A 19,327-nucleotide genomic window follows, 5' to 3' on the forward strand; every position below is an offset into this window, starting at 1 on the left:
TCACCTGATCACCTTGCCTACTTGAACTATATTTAGTACAAATATACTATAATAGAAATGCCACCTTACAGCGGTTTTCTGTAGGGTGTCTCATCATAAGAATCAGCGTTGTAAGCAAGAAGCTGACATACCTTTTTTGCATGGCATTTTGCGTGTTTCCCCTCAGATTTTAAGGTTTGTAAGAAGGTTTTCTTGCCGAGGGTGACGCAACAAAAAACCATGAATTAACATGATGGTTAAACTTAATTAAACTAGGTGTAAATATGGCAAGAAAAGCTAGGAAAAATAACGTTGTCCAGTCGGAAAATATCAACCGTAAATTTACTAATAATACTAGAACAAAATTCACCCTTTATAACTTTGCTGGTAAAGAAAAAGCTTACTATTTAGTAGATAGAGTAAATTTAGAAATAAAGCCGGGTGATATTTCACAAAAAGCAGTAGCACATAGTATTATTATCATCGACCGTTCTGGCTCAATGTCTTGTGATATCCAGGCATTGAAAGAAACTTTAATTAAGCTTTTAACTCTTGATGAATACATCAACTACCAGCTCGTCATCACTTTAATATCCTATTCTTCTAAAGGCGATGTAACGTGTCACTTCCAGCGAATTCCCATTCAAGAAGTGATGAAACCAAGTTCTCCCTACGTAGAAGAAATTAAACGAATTCAGGCTACTTATCTAACTTGCATATCTCAAGCAATGCAGATGGCAAAATCTCTGATTCAAGACGGAGAACTTACTGCCATAACTTTGCACAGCGACGGCTATGCAAATGATACCAGCCCTAGGGCAGAAGCAAAAGCTTTAAAGGCGATTTGTGAAGAACTTAAAAGCATGAATGTTTTTGTCAACACCATCGCTTATTCTAACGCTTCTGACTTTAAGCTGCTTTCCAAAATTGCCCTGTCTCTGGTTTGTGCATTCAAGCTGGCGATGTGAGAGAAGTTTATGATGCTATTTACAGCACGGCAAAATTGTTAGGTGGTTCAGTCGCACCAGCAATAGAAGAACCTTTAGCTGCTGATTATACCTATCAAATTTTACTTTCAACAAGTGCGAAGAAAATTAATGGTACAGCAGGAACATTAAAAATCTTTGGCTTGAAGCCAGATGATGAATTTATCATTTACAAGTATAAGCAGATTACTAAAGAAGCTTATGAGCAATTAAATGTACCTGTAGCTCAAAATGATGAGTCTGTGTATGCATTTGCCAAAGCAAATTTGGTAGAAGGAAATTTGAATACTGCCAAGTATGCTATTGCGAGTACCTTTGATGCCACTTTAACAGAAAGACACGCCAAAGCGCTGACAAATGAGCAAGTCGCAGATTTTGCACAAGACATTGACATTGCACTGTTCTATCCGAATATCTTGCGAGAGCATGAAATTCTAGATAAAGTGAAGGTGAACGAGAGGATTTCTCTGCTAGAACTCATCAAAATCTTGGAAGAACATAACAATAGCATCATTGTTAACATCGAGCACTTGCAGGATAATTATCAAAGAAAAGGAATCAAAAGAGTTAAAGGTTGCAGGGATAAAAATGGCAACTTGATTCAACCTTGGCTAAAAAGTGAATATATAGATAAAGCTGGCTATGTTGGCATGGGTTCGTTTGAGATTAACCACAACACCGCCACTATCAATATGCTTATCACCCGTAAAGTGAGACTTGTCAAAGCTGAGGACAAAACCCGAATTATTGAGGTTGCTGGTTTGCTGATGAATGACTTGGCTACCTTTAATAATTACACCATTGTTAGTGATGGCGAAGTCAATGTGAAGTCACTCAAAGTCAAAATCAGCAGTAAAAAAGCCTTTGATGTACTTAAAGCAAAAGGTGTCTTGGAAAAAGATGGTTCGCCAGCAGAGGAATTTGACTTCCGCAGTGAATATACTATCAAGCTAGAACATTTACCTCTTGTGCCTTTTGATGAACAGTACAGTAGCATTGATGGTTTGTTTTATGAGTTAGCAGAAATCAAGGTTCTCTCTAGTATTATTTCTGCTCATCTGAAAGAAGAGTCAGATATCTTCTTACCAGAACAGTTGGAAGAGTTGAAGAAGCATTATATCTCAAAAAACCTTTACATCAACTTCCCAACAACCAACGAATACGACGACATAAAGGAAGCGTTAATCAACGGTACTCTTGATTCAAGAGTCAGCTATAAAATTGACATTGGCAGCAAAGATATACTTAACCTTAGTAAACTGCATACAGCTAATAAATTCCTTGACAGGATGTATCAGCTTTATGACAAAGAAACTGGGGAAATTTTCCAGAAACCTTCTTTTGATCTGGCGTTAAATGAAAATATTGCCTTTGCTCATAAACAATTGTCATCCCGTACAAAAATCACAAAAGTGGATGACTTCATGAAACCAATTTTTGATGATTTTCTTGGTTTGGCAAAGAACGGTAAAGTTACAGCTATTCTTGAAAAAGTTGGTGCGGAGAATCTTGTACGGGTGTTGCAAGATAAATGGAATGGCGAACCTGTCAGCAAAGAGGAAATGGTTGACGCTTTGACAGCGGCGAATACCAAATTGGTGGCGTATGGAGAGAGAATTTACCGGGATAAGATTTGTCCTTTGGTGTTCTACATTGGTTCTACTGGGCTTTTGCCAGATGAAATGGACGCCGTAGCATCCACTGCAGAGGAACTTGCTGCAAAATACCTAAACTTGCAGTTTTCTAAAGATGAGATAGAAGGGACGTTTTTTGAGGTCGGTGAGAGTATTATCAGCGTGTATGGGAAGATTGAGTATTACACCAAGAAGATTGTCGTTGGAGTAGAGGAGTAGGGGACAGCGAACAGGTGATAGGGCACGGCTAGATGAAAGCCCCTACCGTGTAGTGTATGCAATTGAGAACGGGCTACTGAGTCCACGCAGCAGCACACACAACACGAAAACCGAGATCGTTGTAGCTGTTGCCCGCAACGAAGATGCTGCGAGACGCCGAACGGCAGAATTCAGGATTGTTGTTCCAAGAACCACCGCGCAGCAGGCGCTTATCATTATCAGTATCATCTAGCCATGTACTTCCGTCTGTGGGTGCTCCTTCATAGTTTTCGCGCCAATGGTCAGCACACCATTCCCATACCTGACCATGCATATCATATAGCCCAAAGGCATTCGCTACACCAAAGCTACCCACAGGTGTTGTTTCCTCCCGGTAAATCCCTTTGGAACCTTGACCATAGGAACCTGACCATTTATGTTCTTCGTTATCTGTACCTCGATAATTCGCTAAATCAGTTGTAATTGTCTCACCAAAGTGAAATGGAGTCGTAGTTCCAGCACGACAAGCGTATTCCCATTCAGCTTCACTCGGTAGACGGTAGGGTCTTTTGGTGTGTGAGGAGAGGCGAGCGCAAAACTCAACCGCATCATGCCATGAAACCTGCTCAACGGGGCGATTTTCTCCTTTAAATTCAGATGGATCAGCATCGAGTTCGCTGTTCACTTTTGGGAAAGAAGCTACTGCTTTCCATTGCGCTTGAGTGACAGGATACTTACCCATGCAAAAAGGTTTAATGGTTACTTCATGTTGAGGACTTTCCGATTCATGGTGCCCAATTTCATCTTCTGGTGAACCCATGACAAAACTGCCCCCAGGAATCAGCACCATCTCTAGCTCAACTCCATCGCCCAAGTCTTCTACAAAATATTGCGCTGTCCGCCCTGAACGGTTAATGACTATTTTTGGCATTGATTCTTACCTGCTTGATTGTCCCTCTCTAATACTTTGTTTGTGATGATTGAGCTATTCCCAAAATATGATATTATTATTGAGGCATCGCACTCATTAACCAAAAAAACTTTGCGCCCTGGTATCCTAGGAGTTTACTGAGAAACTTTGTGAGCTAATACTTTCTCGAAAAAAATTCGCCTCGCTCCGCTCGCAAGAAGAAAGAAAAAAGGGTAAAGGGCAAAAAAGTAAAAGTATAAAGGGCTACTCAGTCCTCCCAACCCCACAGGCAACACGAAAACCAATATTGAGGTCGAGGTTGCCGCGCTCCGCCCTAACGTAGAGGTTACGGGACGCGGAACGGCAGAGTTCAGGATCGTCGAGCCAGGAACCGCCCCGCATAACGGAATACCTATAATCATTATCATTGTTTAACCACGTGCTTCCGTCTGTGGGCGCTCCTTCGTAATTACTATGCCAATGGTCGGCACACCATTCCAAGACATTCGCATGCATATCGTATAGCCCAAAGGCATTCGCTACACCAAAGCTGCCTACAGGCGTAGTTTCATTATCAGAAAGTCCTTTGACACCAGCACCGTAGGTGTAATCAGCACGATAGTTTGCCAACTCAGATGTAATTGTCTCACCAAAGTGAAATGGAGTCGTCGTACCCGCACGACAAGCATATTCCCATTCGGCTTCACTGGGTAGACGGTAGGGTTTACCAGTGTGTTGAGACAGGCGATCGCAAAACTCAATAGCATCATACCAGGAAACTTGCTCAACAGGGCGATTTTTTCCTTTAAAACGAGATGGATCAGGGTCAAGTTCGCGGTTGACTTGTGGGAGAGAAGCTACAGCTTGCCACTGTGCCTGCGTCACTGGATACTTGCCCAGGAAGAAAGATTTAATCGTTACTGTATGCTGAGGGCTTTCCCATTCATGGCGCTCAGGTTCATCTTTTGGCGAACCCATCACAAAGCTTCCAGAAGGAATGGCTACCATTTCTAGCTGCACTCCATTCCCTAAGTCTTCGATAAACTCCTGAGCTTGCTGACGATGACGATGAATGCTTAAACGACGACGAGCAGCCCATTGTTTTAGGACATTTTGAAGATTTCTTTTAGTGACTTTTTCACCAAGCACTTCTGATAAAACTTCCCAGAGCTTGAGAGCTAGATTCCTCAGATGACGTGCAGAGTATTTTGTTGACGCTGCAATTTGCTCATAAGTTTGATTAGCTAATGTTCCTTGTAGTATCAACCGTTCAGTATCGTCCAGATGTTTTCCTGTTTTTGTAAAAATCATCTCATCTACAATTTCGGGAAAACTACCTGCAGTGATTTGAGCAGATTTATTAACCTCTATAAGTGCGACTTCAAATTCAAAAGGTTGCAGGTTGATACCTAGAGGAGTTTCCGTCTCCGCTTCGATAGTGACGGTTGCGACTTCAAATTCAAAGGTTAATATTTTAGGAGGATTATGAGATTCTTCCGAAAACTCAGGAATAACTTGAGATGTTCGTTCTAATTGTTCTGCTAAAGCAGCATAGTCTTCACCTAGTTGACGCAACACCTGCATAGCAATCTTGGCAAAGGGGATAACCTCTTGTCTTGTGCTGATATCCCAGTTGGGGTTAGGAGCCAGTAATGCTGCAAAGCTCTTGATTTGTAACCCCGCCTTACGAGCTATGTATTGGGAAACTGCTTCCAGCACAGCATCAATTTCTGTAATCCTTACAGAACTCAGCAAAATTTCCCGAACTCCATCTACAAATTTATATTGCCAGCGTTCTGGTTGACTCGGTTTATGACTCTGAACAAATTGCAGCAATCCACTCATAAAAATCTCTGCTAAGTGAATTTGTCTGGATTCTGGCAACAGTTCTTGCTGAATGAGATGGATGACAGGCAAACTTACAGGTGCAGCCGCCATGAAACCTGCTAATTTTCTGGCTAGGGGGGAAGCTGTAGCATGAAACCGTTTAACTAATAAGTCCGGCTTTGTTGGTTGCTGAGGAGTCGGAGACGGAGATTTTGGGACAAGTTCTTTCCAATTTTGCTCAAACAGAACACCTAGCGTCTGAACGCTACCAAATCCAGCAACCACCCGTGCCCATTCTGTTAAAGACTCAGGTTCTAACGTCACCACAGGAAACTTCAGCGCCATTGTCGGTTTTTCTTCGTGCCAAATGGGTAGCCCACTTTCAATCAGTTGTGAATTGAGGACACCAGGAGCCAGCGCACCCAATTGCACTGAGGTTCCTAATCCCAACACCGTCCGCTCCCACAGTTGCTCTGGTAACAATTGCAGTACTGCCACCGGAACGTGATTTCCCCAAAGCTCTAAGAGTTTGTGTATTTCCCCTTGCCACCACAACGGTGAAATACAGTCGCTAATTAGCAATATCAATCGTCTACCTGTGGCATCCAATAGCTCTCTTGGACTACGGGAGAGTTGTTTTGTTTGTACTTTTTGCGGCTTTTTTTGCTGAAACGGAAAAAGCTCGGGTGTTCCATCTGTTTTTGTCTGTAAACTCCAAGTGTATACGTTGCGAAATGCCCCGTGTCGCTCCATTAATTTTTGGAATTCTGCAATAGTTTCTTGCCAAACAACTGTTGTGCGGGTTTCTTCCACCACCAGCACCAACTCCAACCAGCGTTCCCGTGCAGGTTGCAAAACAGGCGACCAAACCTGATATTCTGCAATTTGTCGAGGTGTACCTTCTTCATCCAAAACCGATTCTGTTCGGGATGGGACTTTTCGCATGAGTGGACGAAGCGCTCTGGCTAAAGCCAATGAATTTCGTAAAGCAGGTGCAGCTGGTGCTTTAAAGGGGAGTCCTTCTGGTGTGGGTGATGATTTGTCAGAGGAACTAGATTCAGGGATTGTATCAGACGAGTAAGCAGAAACGGCAGGTTGCTCTCTAGAGGAAGTAGAGGATGAAAGCGGGGTTTGTGCAACGTTTGCTGAAGTAGGTGATGTCGGTGTAGAGGGTTGAATAGGTTGTTCAGATGCTTGCTCAGTTTGAACAGACTCAGGTGCAGCTTGTTTTATCTGGTTTGCTAACCAGAGAACATCGGCAATTTCTTCCGCATTCAGTTCCAGCCCTGTCTGTTCTAGACGGCCAATGAGTTGCCCAATCATGAGTCTTCTGAGCTATCCAAATACTTTAATATAAACTTGTCAATAAAATCATCTCTATTCTTGCCTATTGGGAAATGTTCCCTTGTGACCAAGTAAATTGCATTTAGCAGTTGATCGGTTGCCAACTCTCCTTTATCGCGTTTCTTCAAAAAATCAGCGATCAAACTATCTGCTTGTTTGAGTAGATTATCCGCTTGTTTGGCAATTTCTTCCTTTTCACCTTCTTCTTTTTTGCTCAGATGTGCTGTAATAATACGCTTTAACTCTCCCCGTTCAGGTTCTCTAATATTCATGAGTAAATTATCCGCTTGTTTGGCAATTTCTTCCTTTTCACCTTCTTCTTTTTTGCTCAGATGTGCTGTAATAATACGCTTTAACTCTTCCCGGTTAGGTTCTCTAATATTCAATCGCAGACAACGACGCAAAAATGGCGGTGGAAAATCTCTTTCGCCGTTACTGGTTAAAATCACAAACGGAAAGGCTTGACAACGAACCCGTCCCTTGCGAATTTTTACTTTCACATCTTTGTAAGTTGTTTCTGTTTCATCAGTATATGCTGTCTGCACTTCCACTTCATCCAATTTGCCAACAATCCGCCTGAGTTCTGGAATTTCAAACTCCCCTTCTTCAAATATGTGCAGCAAGTCATTAGGTAAATCGATATCGCTTTTGTCAATTTCGTCAATCAGCAATATTCGCGGCTTTTCGGAGGGAAGTAGAGCCGTTCCCAATGGACCTAAGTCAATATACTTACCAATTTCTTGCAGATTATCTTGAACTGCGCCTTTTGCATCCTGCAACCGCCCGATCGCATCGTAGCGATAAAGCCCATCCTTAAGTGTAGTGCGAGTTGTAATCGACCAGTGTAGCACTTCTCCCAACTTCAGTTCATGGGCAACTGCGTAAGCTAGAGATGTTTTACCAGTTCCTGGTTTACCAGTCAATAATAAAGGTCGTCGTAAATATAAAGCTGCATTGACTAACTCAATTTCTTCAGGACGTGCTTGGAAAGTTTCACCCCGTCTTTGCTTTTGACTAGCACCGCCGTCACTATCGCTGCTGAAATTTCGCCAACTTGGTGGCTCTGGAAGTTTCCAGTCTTCATGTTGCTTTCCGTCTCCTTTAAAGATTTTCCAATCATTCATAAATTAGGACACAGATTGTGGTAATGAATAAAAGTATTCTGCATCAGGAGTCAGACGCTCAGGGTCTTCCCAGACCAAGGAAAGATGATGTCCTATATGGTCATCTTTATCTTGTGATGCGTCAAGACGTTTTTTTCTCACACTTTCAGGAAGTTCCAGAATACAGTATTCTAAAAAATCAATTAAGTTTTCGTCTTGAGTTTCCACAGTCTTAAGCTCCTGTCTTAGGCAAATAGCAACGGGAGTAGCTGTGATGAGCAACACAGAAAATATACTGTCCTTCTTTGTTGACTCTGGAAATTTAGTGAGTATCAAACCTACTGCCTCATCTAGTAAATTACGAAGGGTTTCTATATTATGATTTTGTGAGAACACAAATGTCTCTCTACATTTACATGCTTGCTTTACCTTCTGCCATTTCTCACGCCAAAGGAATTCATTCTTGCTGCGGTATTTTTTGTCTAAACGTTCATATGCACGCACACTGACGCGGTATTTTTTACCAATACTTTCTTGATAACCGTACTCCTCTTTTATCCATCTATCAACTGGATGACTAAGCAGTTCGTAAGGTAAGAAAAATTCTAGAGTAAGATTTCTTAGAGGATATTCGTCACTCTGATCTAAAAGTGAATCCAAAATATTGGGGATATCATCAAGTGTAAAAGTATCATCTAAGGAATCGGATACATAAAGTTGTTTATAACCTTGCTCCATCTCCGGCTGATAATTTTGAACATCAGGAATTAACCAAGCACTAAGCTGAAATTGATTTGATTTTGATTTTTTCCCTGAGGGTTGAATCTTAACTAATAGGTAAGAATCTGAGATTAGACTCTTCTCACTAAAAACTTGTTTTATATCATTTAATAACTTATCAAACTGTTTAATATTCTTTCTTCCCCATACCTGAAGTTCTTTAACCAAATGCTGAGGCACATTAGAATCAACAACTAAATGTCCTACAAACCGTTCAATAGGACTAAATTGTGCATTGTCTCTGATATCTTGTAAAATTTCCAGTATGCCTTCTACAGTATCGGGCTGTTGAGTAAAACCTTCAGGACAGCAAGCTTGATAGGCTTTTTTGATATGGGTGATGATTGAATCAGCATTAGGAGACAAAATTTGAGTTTCGTCGCCAGTTGACCTACAAATGTGAGTTGTATGGCTCAAAGCTTGTCGTAGTTGACCGTTGGTTTCCGTCTAGCAAGACATGTTCAAACTGCGGAACTAAAAAAGAAACACTCACTTTGGATGAGCGAGTGTTTGAATGTTCCGAGTGCGGATTCAGTTTAGACAGAGACTTGAACGCTGCAATCAATTTGTCAAGAGTCGTCAGTTAGACGATGCTAGCCTGTGGACTGGTTGAAGCCGACTTCTCCAGGATGAAGCAGGAAGTAAACGAAGCCCAAAGTAGATATTTCCAATTATGGGTAGCTTTGGGTAGGTGTTATGTAACGGTTAATTCTGTTGGCGATCGCCACCAACCTGCCCGAAATTGCCATTACTACCAGCGCTCGCAGCCCTACAGCACAACCAGCAGTAGCAGCAGTATTCTTGCTCGCTGTAATATGGCACCAGCCACAAGCCAAAACGTTCAAGCACAACAAGCACCAGCAGCGACTCCCACGCAAAATTGAACAAAACCAGGTTACTACCCCTTCATCAACAAATCTTTTCTGTACAATTTATCTGTGACAATCATATGCGGTAGGCTGATTTTAGCCAGAAAAACAAAAAAACAAGCAATTTGAGATTTATTTTGCAAAAATCTCAAATTGCTAGTTCTGGCATGAGTGTAGGGATTGAAAATAGCAATAACTTCACGCTTTTGGAGGAAACAGCATTTCTGTCGCAATAGCTATAAAAATTTCATGCTAATTTCATTATTTCTGGTGTTGAGTTAGCATTTCTATCCAAAGTTACATAAAAATTTCATAATAATTTCATTTTTCAAGTCAAGCTTATTTATAGAGGGTTTTTAGTAATAGAAAAAATAGAATGATATGCGATTGCTATTAGTTGAAGATGAGCCAGATTTAGGCGCTGCAATTAAACAAGTCTTGAACCATGAAGCGTATGTAGTAGACTGGTTTCTCGATGGCACTCAAGCTTGGGAATATCTGCAAAGCAAGTGGACTGAGTACACACTGGCGATTGTTGATTGGATGCTGCCAGGAGTGTCAGGATTAGACTTATGTAGATGGCTACGTCAGCAAAACAATCCTTTACCTGTGTTGATGCTAACCGCTAAAGACCGACTGGAAGAAAAGATTATTGGACTTGATGCTGGGGCAGATGATTATCTCATCAAGCCTTTTGACATGGGAGAACTGCTGGCAAGGTTACGGGCATTACGACGGCGTTCTCCTCAACTCCAACCTCGTCATTTCCAGGTAGGGTGTCTCACTCTAAACTACAGCACTCATCAAGTCATTCGTCAATACCCCACTGGAAACAAGCAAATCAACTCGTTAACTATTAAAGAATTCCAATTGCTGGAATACCTGATGAAGCATCATAACCAAATTGTCACCCGCGACCAAATCATCAATCAGCTTTGGGAAATTGGTGTAGAACCAGTTAGCAATGTGGTAGCTGCACAAATTCGTTTACTTAGACGTAAACTTGGAGAAGTAGAGAGCGAATCTTTGATTGAAACCATCTATGGTGTGGGCTATCGCCTCAAGGCTTAAAATCCAAATTTTTTCATTTTTCTAATACATGGAAGGCAATGAACTCTTCCGCCTAACTCGCTTGCGACTAGCGGCTTGGTATGCGCTTGTTATGGGCTGCATTATGGGGGCATCTGGTTTGGGAGTCTATCATGTAGTTGCCCATGCCTATCGTGAAACTATAGACAAGGGGCTGGAGTCAGTAGCAAACGCGTTGCATCACACTATTGAACCTGTTTTGCAACAACCCAAAAACTTACAACAACTTGCCAAGCAACTTTCTTTAGAACTGTGTGTAACTCAGGCAGATTGCTTGACTCAAACAGGAGTCATTAAAAACCAGATTGCACAGGCAGCTGGCACAGTTAACTACTATATGCGGTTGTTAAATCGCTCAGGACAACCTATAGCGTTAGCGGGTATACATCTTGAGGAATTACCGCTAACCTCACCAACAAAGCATTGGCAAATGCCCCAAGACCGTTCGGGCATTCACTATCATCAAATAACTTTACCACTGTATACCCAGAATCAGGTTTCCGGTTACATACAAGTAGGGCGAAGTCTCAAAGACCTAGACCAGCATTTGGCAGCTTTGAGATTAACTTTGTTGTTGCAATGCCCGATTACCATGATATTCATCGGGATTTGCAGTTGGTGGTTAGCAGGTTTAGCAATGCAGCCTGTGTATCGCTCATATAAACAAATGGAACAGTTCACCGCTGATGCAGCTCATGAGTTTCGCACACCTTTAGCGGCGATGCACTCCACCATCGATGCTGCTTTTAGATTACACGGACAAGCAGGCTCAGAGTCTGGTTTTCAGTCGCCAAGTGGAATTTTGCAAGTCCTCAAGCGGCAGAATACTCGGTTGTCGCAATTGGTGGGAGATTTGCTGCTGTTGGCAAGGCTAGATCAGCAACAACAAAGAGTAGAATATCATTCTTGCTGTCTTAACGATTTGATTAGCGACTTAGTTGAGGAATTAGCATTTCTGGCAGTCGAGGCTGAGGTGAAGTTGGCACAAATCCAGACGCCAGAAAAACTCTACGTTTTAGGAAATGAAGAACAGCTTTATCGCTTAATTTCCAACTTAATAGTGAATGCAATTCAAGCCACAGCTTGCGGCGGAAACGTCACTGTTTTTTTAGAACGCGGTGAACGGTATGCTTTGATTCAAGTGCAAGACACGGGAATAGGCATTGCAAGAGAACATCAAAGCCGAATTTTTGACCGCTTCTACCGAGTTAATAAAGACCGCTCCCGCACCTCTGGGGGTTCTGGATTGGGATTGGCAATTGCACAGGCGATCGCCAAAGCATACAAAGGCAGTATTCATGTACAAAGTCAGCAGGGATTAGGCAGTACGTTTACAGTAAAACTCCCCTTGCAACCTTGATCTACTAACATCTGTCTTTTGGTAGAAATAAATTTCATTTTCTTTTCATTTTTTAGTGAAAAGCTATCAATAGATAACCGTAAATTTCATATTATTAAAAGTAATTGCCAAAAAGATGTTAATCAGGGGAAAAATTTTTTGGCTCAAGCTCTACCGACAAATTTTGCAACCAAAACGCCTGGCAATTTTTCAAGCTTGTCTGATTGGGTTAGTGTCGGCGCTAGCAGCAATCTTTTTAAAGCAAGGCGTAAGTGCTTTAGGCGGATGGCGAATCCATACAACTCATCTGCTACCAGCATGGTTTGTATTACCAGCAATTGGTTTAGGTGGCGGACTACTGTCTGGTTGGTTGGTGGAATATGTAGCTCCTGAGGCTTCTGGTAGCGGCATTTCGCAAGTCAAGGCTGTACTTGCCAAAGTTCCAATGGCGCTGGACTTGCGGGTAGCACTAGTCAAGCTGTTTAGCGCACTCATAGCACTAGGTTCGGGTTTGCCCTTAGGTCGGGAAGGTCCAACACTACAGGTGGGAGCTGCCATAGCTAATCAACTCAATCGCTTGTTTCCCAGTTCTCCAGATTATCGTCGCCAAATCATTGCTGCAGGTGCAGGGGCTGGGTTAGCTGCAGCTTTCGATGCCCCGATTTCCGGTTTTTTGTTTGTTGTAGAAGAACTCCTTCAAGATGTCTCCGGCTTTACTCTAGGTACGGCAATACTCGCTTCTTTCATTGGTGCGGTGATTTCGCGATGGCTAGGAGGACATAGCTTAACCTTAGAGTTGACTGCATTGCAGACAAACTTTTCGCCTCAAGAAATTCCTTTTTATTTACTGTTAGGAGTATTGGCAGGACTGTTAGGCGCACTGTTTAACAAAGGAATTATTGCTTCTATAAAATTTAACAGCCGTTTTTTACCTTTTGGATTACCTGTGAGGGTGGGGTTAGCAGGGTTAATTTGTGGTGTAACAATTGCTTTTTTGCCAGCGCCTTTCCATGATACGGCAGGACTGCGAGAAACTTTGACGGCTGGTGAACTCAGCGCTGGTGTCACTCTCGTGGCTTTTATCTCACAGTTTATTCTAGTATTAATTGCATACGGTTCAGGAGCGCCGGGAGGGTTGTTAGTTCCTCCAATGCTGTTGGGAGCTGCGCTTGGTTATTTGGTGGGAATTGCAGAGCATAGTTTCTTGGGAATCACTTCTCCCACAACTTATGCCTTGGCGGGAATGGGTACGTTTTTGAGTGCCGTAGCCAGAGTGCCAATTACCAGCATCATTATTGTCTTTGAAATGACCACAGATTTTAATTTGGTGCTACCACTGATGATTGGCGCGGTTGTCGCCTATTTGGTGGCGGAAAAAGTGGTGCCTGGTTCGCTTTACGATCGCCTGTTAGAACTCAGTGGCATTCATTTGGAAAAAGAGCCAAACAAAGAGGGTTTTTTAGCGCAACTTTTAGCAGCAGATGTCATGCAACGGCGTGTGGAAACTTTATCTAGTCAGATGACTGTTGAGGAAGCAGTGCAGGCATTTTCCCAATCCCGCCATCGTAACTTTCCAGTCATAGAGGATGGCAAAGTTGTTGGTATCGTCACTCAGAAAGACATCGCAAATATGACCTCACAACAGGTAGATGGGGATACACTCATCAGCGAAATCATGACACCTGAACCAGTGACGGTGAGTCCAACAGCTACGCTAGCTTATGTTTTGCACCTACTCAACCGTTATAATCTGAGCTGTTTGCCAGTGACAGAAAACAGAAGGCTAGTAGGAATTATTACACGCAGCGATATTATTCGGGTGGAAGCAGAACGGCTGAGTGGCAATACTGAACAGACCGGACCAAAACCTGAACCTTCTTATGTCGTTTATCAAACCCGTTCCCCGGCTACAGGCAAAGGACGGTTGTTAGTACCGTTATCCCATCCAAATACAGCCCAGACTTTACTGGAGATGGCAACTGCTATAGCCTTAGAGCGGAATTACGAAATAGAATGCCTTTCTGTGATTGTTGTACCACGCAATTGCACGCCAGATCAAACAGCAGTATCAACCAGTCACAGCGATCGCCTTTTAACTCAGGCGGTGCAGCACCTGAAAGATAAACAGATTCCCGTTCACACGCAAATTCGAGTTGCCCATAATGTGGCTAGTGCAATTTTGGAGACGGTCAAAGAACGACACATTGACGTACTTTTGATGGGCTGGAAAGGCAGCACTGCCACGCCGGGACGAGTTTTCAGCCGAGTTGTAGACACTGTGATTCGCCAAGCTGCTTGTGATGTTGTCTTGGTGAAATTGAATGGTAAAAGAACTTTTAACCGCTGGTTGGTGCCAATGGCAGGCGGTCCTAACTCCCGTCAAGCCCTTCAACTGTTACCTGCCCTCGCAACTCTCAGTTCGACGCCTGAAATTAAACTATGTCAAGTTTTCCAGCCTGATGAATCTGCTATTGATACAAAATTACTAGATAAATCTCTTCGCTTTCTCAAAGGTAAAGTGAGCGGTAAGGTCATGGCTACTTCAGTCTGCGCCAGTTCTGTGCCTGAGGCATTGATGGAGTGTGCCGAAAAGGACCACAGTGATGTCATTGTATTAGGTGCTAGCCGTGAAAAGCTTTTACAACAAGCAATAAAAGGAAATATTCCAGAGACTATTTCTCGTAAAAGTCATTGCACTGTTATTTTGGTACGCACTGCCCTTGCATAATCTGTTGAGTTCTTAGCTTGTAAGTAAAGGGGACCCTTGGATTGGGGATTAGGGACTCCTTGCCGCGACAAGTTGAATTGAACTGCCAGCTAAAGACTTTTCACCAATTTAGCTGGCTTCTATAACGATTTTGATGCTCGCTAATAGCATTTCGAGATGTGAATTCTATATGACAAAGATGTAAATCTTATGTGACAAAAGTAAAATATAAAAAATATTCAAATTTTCCGTTAAAAAACTTTTTTTCAAAATAAATCACCCTTTGGATAGTATTGTTTGTAGTTATTCTTCACCAAAAATAAATATTAAAAATTCTGTCTGTCGTGGAACTCCTGCAACAGCAAAAAGATGCAATATATAGCAATGTTGAAGGAGCCTTGATACCTTTTTTTCTTGTCCTCTCATGCGTTCACGCGTAGGGGGGTAGCTTGCGCGCCCACCGCTGCAACGCTACGTTTCAGGTGGCTCTAGTCAGTAATGATGGAACGCTTGAATGCAAGGGGAAGTAATCACTATCTCGTCTGACAAGTTGGTTAAATTTTTTGAAAGGAATAGTTTTATGGCTTTACCAACCCGAGAATTGCAACCGAAAAATCAGTATGTAGGCACAACTCAGGAAACTCCCCCACCGGGGACGCAAAATGACCCACTGATTGCTAAAGGGTTGCAAAAGGAGCAGTACATTGGCATTTTCGCTCTTGGTATCATCCTGATTGCTGTGGTTGGATTTTTTAGTCGTAGAGTTGAATACGCTATCTTGTTCGCTATTACCCTGAGTGTGATTTTAATTACTTTCTTTTTAACGGTATAGCAGAGCGGTTTATTAATCAACGTATCTCCAAACAAGATGATGGAGAAAAATTATTTTATGAACAATCCAGTTTATCAAACGGTTATTTTAGGCGGTGGCTTTACCGGGCTATTTACAGCGTTGCACCTTGCACATGAACACTATCCTCGCTCTGTCATTTTGATTGATAGCAACGATCGCTTTTGTTTTAAGCCATTACTTTACGAGTATTTTAGTGGTGAAATGGATACCTTTCAGGTAGTCCCGCGTTTTACAGAATTGCTGAAAGGGAGTGGTGTGATTTTTGTTCAAGATACAGTGCAAGCAATTGATCTGCATCAACGACAAGTCAAATTAACTTCAGGAACTTCCTACAACTACAGCAACTTAGTCTTAGGCTTAGGGAGCGTCACAGGCTACTTTGGTGTTGAGGGGGCAAAAGAAAATGCCCTACCTTTTTGGACGCAAAAAGATGCGATCGCCATTGATCGACATTTGCGTGACTGTTTGCAAAAAGCCGCGCAAACTGAAGATCCAGAACAACGTCGTAAACTGCTTACAGTTGCAATTATTGGTGGTGGTCCTTCCGGTGTGGAAATGGCAGCCACTTTAGCCGATTTGTTACCAAATTGGTATGCCGCACTAAAAGGCAATCCTCAAGAAGTGCGGGTGGTACTCATTAACCATGGCAAGGAAATCCTAAAAGGTGATATTAACAGTCATCTGCGTGAAACTGCTGAGCAAGAATTGCAAAAACGCACCGTTCCAATAGAAATGCTTTTGGGGGCAGAAGCCACAGCTATCCGTTCCAACGCAATCGAGTATAAACGCGATGGCAAGTCTGAGACACTGCCAACTTATACCACAATTTGGACAGCTGGCACTGCTACCCATCCGCTCATTAAAGATTTGGCAATTCCAGAGGAACACCGAGACAAGCACGGTCGATTAAAAGTCACCAAAACGTTACAACTGCCGGATTTTCCAGAAGTCTTTGCAGGCGGAGATTGTGCCGCAGTCGAGGACAGTTCCTTTCCGCCGACTGCACAAGTTGCATATCAACAAGGAGCGACAATTGCTCAAAATTTGAAAGCGATCGCTTTAGGAAATGACCCCAAACCTGTTAGGGTTAACATACGTGGCACTTTGCTAAAACTTGGGTTAAACGATGCCGCTGCTAACGTTTACAACGTTTTTGAAGTGACTGGCAAACCCGGTCATTTAATCCGTCAAGGCACTTATCTAGAACTCTTGCCGACGCCGATTCATGACTTTAAAGCCACTGTAGAATGGCTAGATGAAGAGATTTTCCACCGCCACCTTGACCCTCACGATGTGGGCAAGAAAGTGGTGCAGGCAGTGGAATTAGTTGGTGGTGTAGCTGTGGGAATTTTGGCTGCCAGAAAATTACTTCAAATATTAGGAGACGATGAAAAAAACAAGAAATCATGATTTGAGAAAAATTCCAAATCCAGGAATTTCTTATCTTCATTACTAGCGTTTACCATCAAGCGCTTTATCTAAGTTCCAAGCTGCACTAATCAAAGCCAGATGTGTAAAAGCTTGGGGGAAATTCCCTAATGCATCGCCACTCGGTCCCGTTTGCTCGGCATAAAGCCCCAGATGGTTGGCATAGCCCAGCATTTCTTCAAATAGGAGTCGGGCTTTATCGAGCCGGGCACTCTCCTTATTCTTAACTCCGGCGCGGGTTAGTGCCTCAACCAGCCAAAACGTGCAGATATTGAAGGTGCCCTCATTTCCTTCTATACCATCGGGCGTTTCTTCCAAATTATATCGGTATACCAAACTATCAGAGACTAACCCTCCTGATTTCGGAGGTTGATTGATGGCATCCAAAGTAGCCAGCATACGGGGATCTACTGGCGAGAGGAAGAATACCAGAGGCATAATTAAGCTTCCGGCGTCTAGAGAATCACTACCGTAATATTGCACGAAAGCCTGACGTGAGGCATTCCATCCCTTGGACATGAGTTCCTCATAGATTTGGTCTCGAACCTCGATCCACCGCTTTCGATTTTCTGCTGGGAATGAGCGCTTGTCTGCTAAACGCAAGCCGCGATCCAAAGCCACCCAACACATAAGTTTTGAGTACACGAAGTGTTGTTGTTCGTTACGCACTTCCCAGATACTAGAGTCTGGTCGCTGCCAGTTGTCACAAACCCAGTTGAGCATATGGCGCACTTTGGTCCACATATCATATGAGATTGGTGCTCCATACTTGTTGTAGAGATACACCGAGTCCATCAACTCCCCATAAATGTCCAGTTGTAACTGTTTGTAAGCAGCATTGCCGATACGAACCGGGCTTGAACCTTTGTAACCCTCCAGATGATCTAAGATTTCTTCGCTCAGGTCATGCCGTCCGTCAATTCCATACATATTTTGCAATAAGCCGTTCGGACTGCACTCATGGCAACGAGATTCTATCCAATTCATGAACTCAGCAGCTTCCTTGGTGAAACCAATACGCATTAACGCATAAAGCGTGAAAGCTGCATCTCTGATCCAGGTGTAGCGGTAGTCCCAGTTGCGTTCACCGCCAATACTCTCTGGAAGACTACAGGTAGGCGCTGCTATGATTGCTCCGGTCGGTTTATAGGTTAGTAGCTTTAACACCAGTGCTGAACGGTGAACGATTTCGCGCCATCGACCCATGTAAGTGCATTGCTCAAGCCAGCGACGCCAGTAATCAACGGTTTCCTTGAAGAGCTCATCCGCTTGTGACTGGTCGAGAGGATGTCCACAACCACGATTGGGTTCAGTTTCCCGCACCACAAAAACCGCTGTCTGTGTTGCCTGAAGGTTAAACTTGGCAAAAACTCCACTGTCTTCTTGCTGTAGTGGGATATCTGTTAAAAGTTCGAGGCTGAGTTTTGGTGAGTGAAAGCACGCACCTCCAGAACTAAGTATTGTTTGGTGTTCATCTCGGGCATAGTTGAAAGCGGGACGGCATTCCATAAGGAAATCCATGGAGCCACGAATCACCTTAACACGCCGGATTAACCAGTGAGCTCCAACCTCTTGTGCAGCCATCCCTACAGGCATAAAGTCGGTGATTTCTCCAACGCCTTCTGGTGTCAGGAAGCGGGTTACTAAGACGTTGGTTTCAGGCCAGTAGAACTGCTTGTGAGTCACCTCACAAGTCCTGGGTGAAATCTTGAAATGCCCGCCCTTTTGATGGTCCAGTAGTGCCGCAAAGACACTGGGCGAGTCATGAAAAGGAAAACAAAACCAGTCGATAGATCCATTCAGCCCCACCAAGGCTGTTGTGTACATGTTCCCAATAATTCCATAGTTTTGGATTGGCTGATATCCCATGACCCTCACTTTGCTGAAATTCAAAATATGCCCTACGGGCAAGCACTTTAACTAAATTCAAAAAAAGAAAGGATGCAAGCCCCTAACTTATACCAATTTAATGTGAAGCTGCACTAAATAAATAACCTCCATTCTTGGCGCTCTTGGCGTCCCTTCGCTTCGCTCGAGGGCAGGCTTGGCGGTAGCCTGCGGCACGCCGCTGCGCGTCTACGTTTTTTAATATTCTATGCATCTTCATAAAGAATTGGTATTACGGTGTGAAGAAGTAAAAAAGATTTAAATTCTTATGTTTAAATTAAACATTTTGTCAAGTTATTTCTTCTGTCTTACGAAGTAATAAACATGATATTTCTAATAAAAAAATAAAATGTTATCCTAATTTCATAATATTTATATTGGAATCAAAAATATA

13 protein-coding genes and 1 pseudogene are annotated in these 19,327 nt (G+C 42.9%); 9 read left to right on the forward strand and 5 right to left on the reverse strand.

Annotated elements, in window-relative coordinates; genetic code table 11:
- Positions 1 to 263 precede the first annotated feature (263 nt).
- Positions 264 to 947 carry a vWA domain-containing protein gene (locus V5G28_RS15295; protein ID WP_332997071.1) on the forward strand — a complete coding sequence of 228 codons (684 nt, stop codon included), beginning with the start codon at positions 264 to 266 and terminating at the stop codon, positions 945 to 947.
- The gene (locus V5G28_RS15300; RefSeq protein ID WP_332997073.1) at positions 944 to 2,818 is read left to right on the forward strand and encodes a VWA domain-containing protein; all 1,875 of its coding nucleotides are present in this window, start codon (positions 944 to 946) and stop codon (positions 2,816 to 2,818) included. The genes V5G28_RS15295 and V5G28_RS15300 overlap by 4 nt, the downstream gene beginning before the upstream one ends.
- Positions 2,819 to 2,891: 73 nt before the next feature.
- Here V5G28_RS15300 and V5G28_RS15305 read toward each other — a convergent pair whose 3' ends face one another.
- From V5G28_RS15305 to V5G28_RS15320, 4 genes are all read right to left on the reverse strand, one after another.
- Entirely contained in the window at positions 2,892 to 3,728 is an 837-nt protein-coding gene (locus V5G28_RS15305) for a formylglycine-generating enzyme family protein (protein WP_332997075.1), read from the reverse strand.
- A 243-nt stretch (positions 3,729 to 3,971) separates the two neighbouring features.
- On the reverse strand, positions 3,972 to 6,857 hold the full coding sequence (locus V5G28_RS15310) for a formylglycine-generating enzyme family protein (RefSeq protein ID WP_332997077.1): 2,886 nt from the start codon (positions 6,855 to 6,857) through the stop codon (positions 3,972 to 3,974).
- Positions 6,854 to 8,002: an AAA family ATPase gene (locus tag V5G28_RS15315; protein ID WP_332997079.1), complete on the reverse strand. Its 1,149-nt coding sequence runs from the start codon at positions 8,000 to 8,002 to the stop codon at positions 6,854 to 6,856. Before V5G28_RS15315 ends, V5G28_RS15310 begins: the two co-directional genes overlap by 4 nt.
- 3 nt (positions 8,003 to 8,005) lie before the next feature.
- On the reverse strand, positions 8,006 to 9,127 hold the full coding sequence (locus V5G28_RS15320) for a VMAP-C domain-containing protein (RefSeq protein ID WP_332997081.1): 1,122 nt from the start codon (positions 9,125 to 9,127) through the stop codon (positions 8,006 to 8,008).
- A gap of 17 nt (positions 9,128 to 9,144) precedes the next feature.
- Between V5G28_RS15320 and V5G28_RS15325 the strand changes: the two are divergent.
- The 7 genes and pseudogenes from V5G28_RS15325 to V5G28_RS15355 all read left to right on the forward strand — a co-directional run.
- A pseudogene (locus tag V5G28_RS15325) lies at positions 9,145 to 9,348 on the forward strand (zinc ribbon domain-containing protein); the annotation flags it as partial.
- 3 nt (positions 9,349 to 9,351) lie between these two features.
- Positions 9,352 to 9,645 (forward strand): hypothetical protein, encoded by a 294-nt coding sequence (locus V5G28_RS15330; RefSeq protein WP_332997083.1) that lies wholly within the window; start codon positions 9,352 to 9,354, stop codon positions 9,643 to 9,645.
- A gap of 366 nt (positions 9,646 to 10,011) precedes the next feature.
- Positions 10,012 to 10,701: a two-component system response regulator RppA gene (gene rppA, locus V5G28_RS15335; protein WP_073631987.1), complete on the forward strand. Its 690-nt coding sequence runs from the start codon at positions 10,012 to 10,014 to the stop codon at positions 10,699 to 10,701.
- 28 nt (positions 10,702 to 10,729) lie between these two features.
- Positions 10,730 to 12,079, forward strand: coding sequence for a two-component system sensor histidine kinase RppB (gene rppB / locus V5G28_RS15340; RefSeq protein ID WP_332997087.1), 1,350 nt, complete (start codon positions 10,730 to 10,732; stop codon positions 12,077 to 12,079).
- 115 nt (positions 12,080 to 12,194) lie between these two features.
- Positions 12,195 to 14,786: a chloride channel protein gene (locus tag V5G28_RS15345; RefSeq protein ID WP_332997089.1), complete on the forward strand. Its 2,592-nt coding sequence runs from the start codon at positions 12,195 to 12,197 to the stop codon at positions 14,784 to 14,786.
- 559 nt (positions 14,787 to 15,345) lie between these two features.
- The gene (locus V5G28_RS15350) at positions 15,346 to 15,597 is read left to right on the forward strand and encodes a hypothetical protein (RefSeq protein ID WP_332997091.1); all 252 of its coding nucleotides are present in this window, start codon (positions 15,346 to 15,348) and stop codon (positions 15,595 to 15,597) included.
- Between the two features lie 57 nt (positions 15,598 to 15,654).
- Entirely contained in the window at positions 15,655 to 17,028 is a 1,374-nt protein-coding gene (locus V5G28_RS15355) for an NAD(P)/FAD-dependent oxidoreductase (RefSeq protein WP_096564285.1), read from the forward strand.
- A 42-nt stretch (positions 17,029 to 17,070) separates the two neighbouring features.
- Here V5G28_RS15355 and V5G28_RS15360 read toward each other — a convergent pair whose 3' ends face one another.
- Entirely contained in the window at positions 17,071 to 18,915 is a 1,845-nt protein-coding gene (locus V5G28_RS15360; RefSeq protein WP_332997094.1) for a glycoside hydrolase family 15 protein, read from the reverse strand.
- Positions 18,916 to 19,327: the final 412 nt, after the last annotated feature.

The sequence above is a fragment of the Scytonema sp. PRP1 genome (assembly GCF_036697665.2).
Lineage (GTDB): Bacteria > Cyanobacteriota > Cyanobacteriia > Cyanobacteriales > Nostocaceae > Kalymmatonema > Kalymmatonema gypsitolerans.

What these genes read in the sequence shown, in the direction of transcription:
- V5G28_RS15315 (WP_332997079.1), bottom strand. Translation starts at nt 8,002, where the DNA reads ATGAATGATTGGAAAATCTTTAAAGGAGACGGAAAGCAACATGAAGAC.
- V5G28_RS15355 (WP_096564285.1), top strand. Translation starts at nt 15,655, where the DNA reads ATGAACAATCCAGTTTATCAAACGGTTATTTTAGGCGGTGGCTTTACC.
- rppA (WP_073631987.1), top strand. Translation starts at nt 10,012, where the DNA reads ATGCGATTGCTATTAGTTGAAGATGAGCCAGATTTAGGCGCTGCAATT.
- V5G28_RS15350 (WP_332997091.1), top strand. Translation starts at nt 15,346, where the DNA reads ATGGCTTTACCAACCCGAGAATTGCAACCGAAAAATCAGTATGTAGGC.
- V5G28_RS15295 (WP_332997071.1), top strand. Translation starts at nt 264, where the DNA reads ATGGCAAGAAAAGCTAGGAAAAATAACGTTGTCCAGTCGGAAAATATC.
- V5G28_RS15310 (WP_332997077.1), bottom strand. Translation starts at nt 6,857, where the DNA reads ATGATTGGGCAACTCATTGGCCGTCTAGAACAGACAGGGCTGGAACTG.
- V5G28_RS15360 (WP_332997094.1), bottom strand. Translation starts at nt 18,915, where the DNA reads ATGGGATATCAGCCAATCCAAAACTATGGAATTATTGGGAACATGTAC.
- V5G28_RS15330 (WP_332997083.1), top strand. Translation starts at nt 9,352, where the DNA reads ATGCTAGCCTGTGGACTGGTTGAAGCCGACTTCTCCAGGATGAAGCAG.
- V5G28_RS15345 (WP_332997089.1), top strand. Translation starts at nt 12,195, where the DNA reads ATGTTAATCAGGGGAAAAATTTTTTGGCTCAAGCTCTACCGACAAATT.
- rppB (WP_332997087.1), top strand. Translation starts at nt 10,730, where the DNA reads ATGGAAGGCAATGAACTCTTCCGCCTAACTCGCTTGCGACTAGCGGCT.
- V5G28_RS15305 (WP_332997075.1), bottom strand. Translation starts at nt 3,728, where the DNA reads ATGCCAAAAATAGTCATTAACCGTTCAGGGCGGACAGCGCAATATTTT.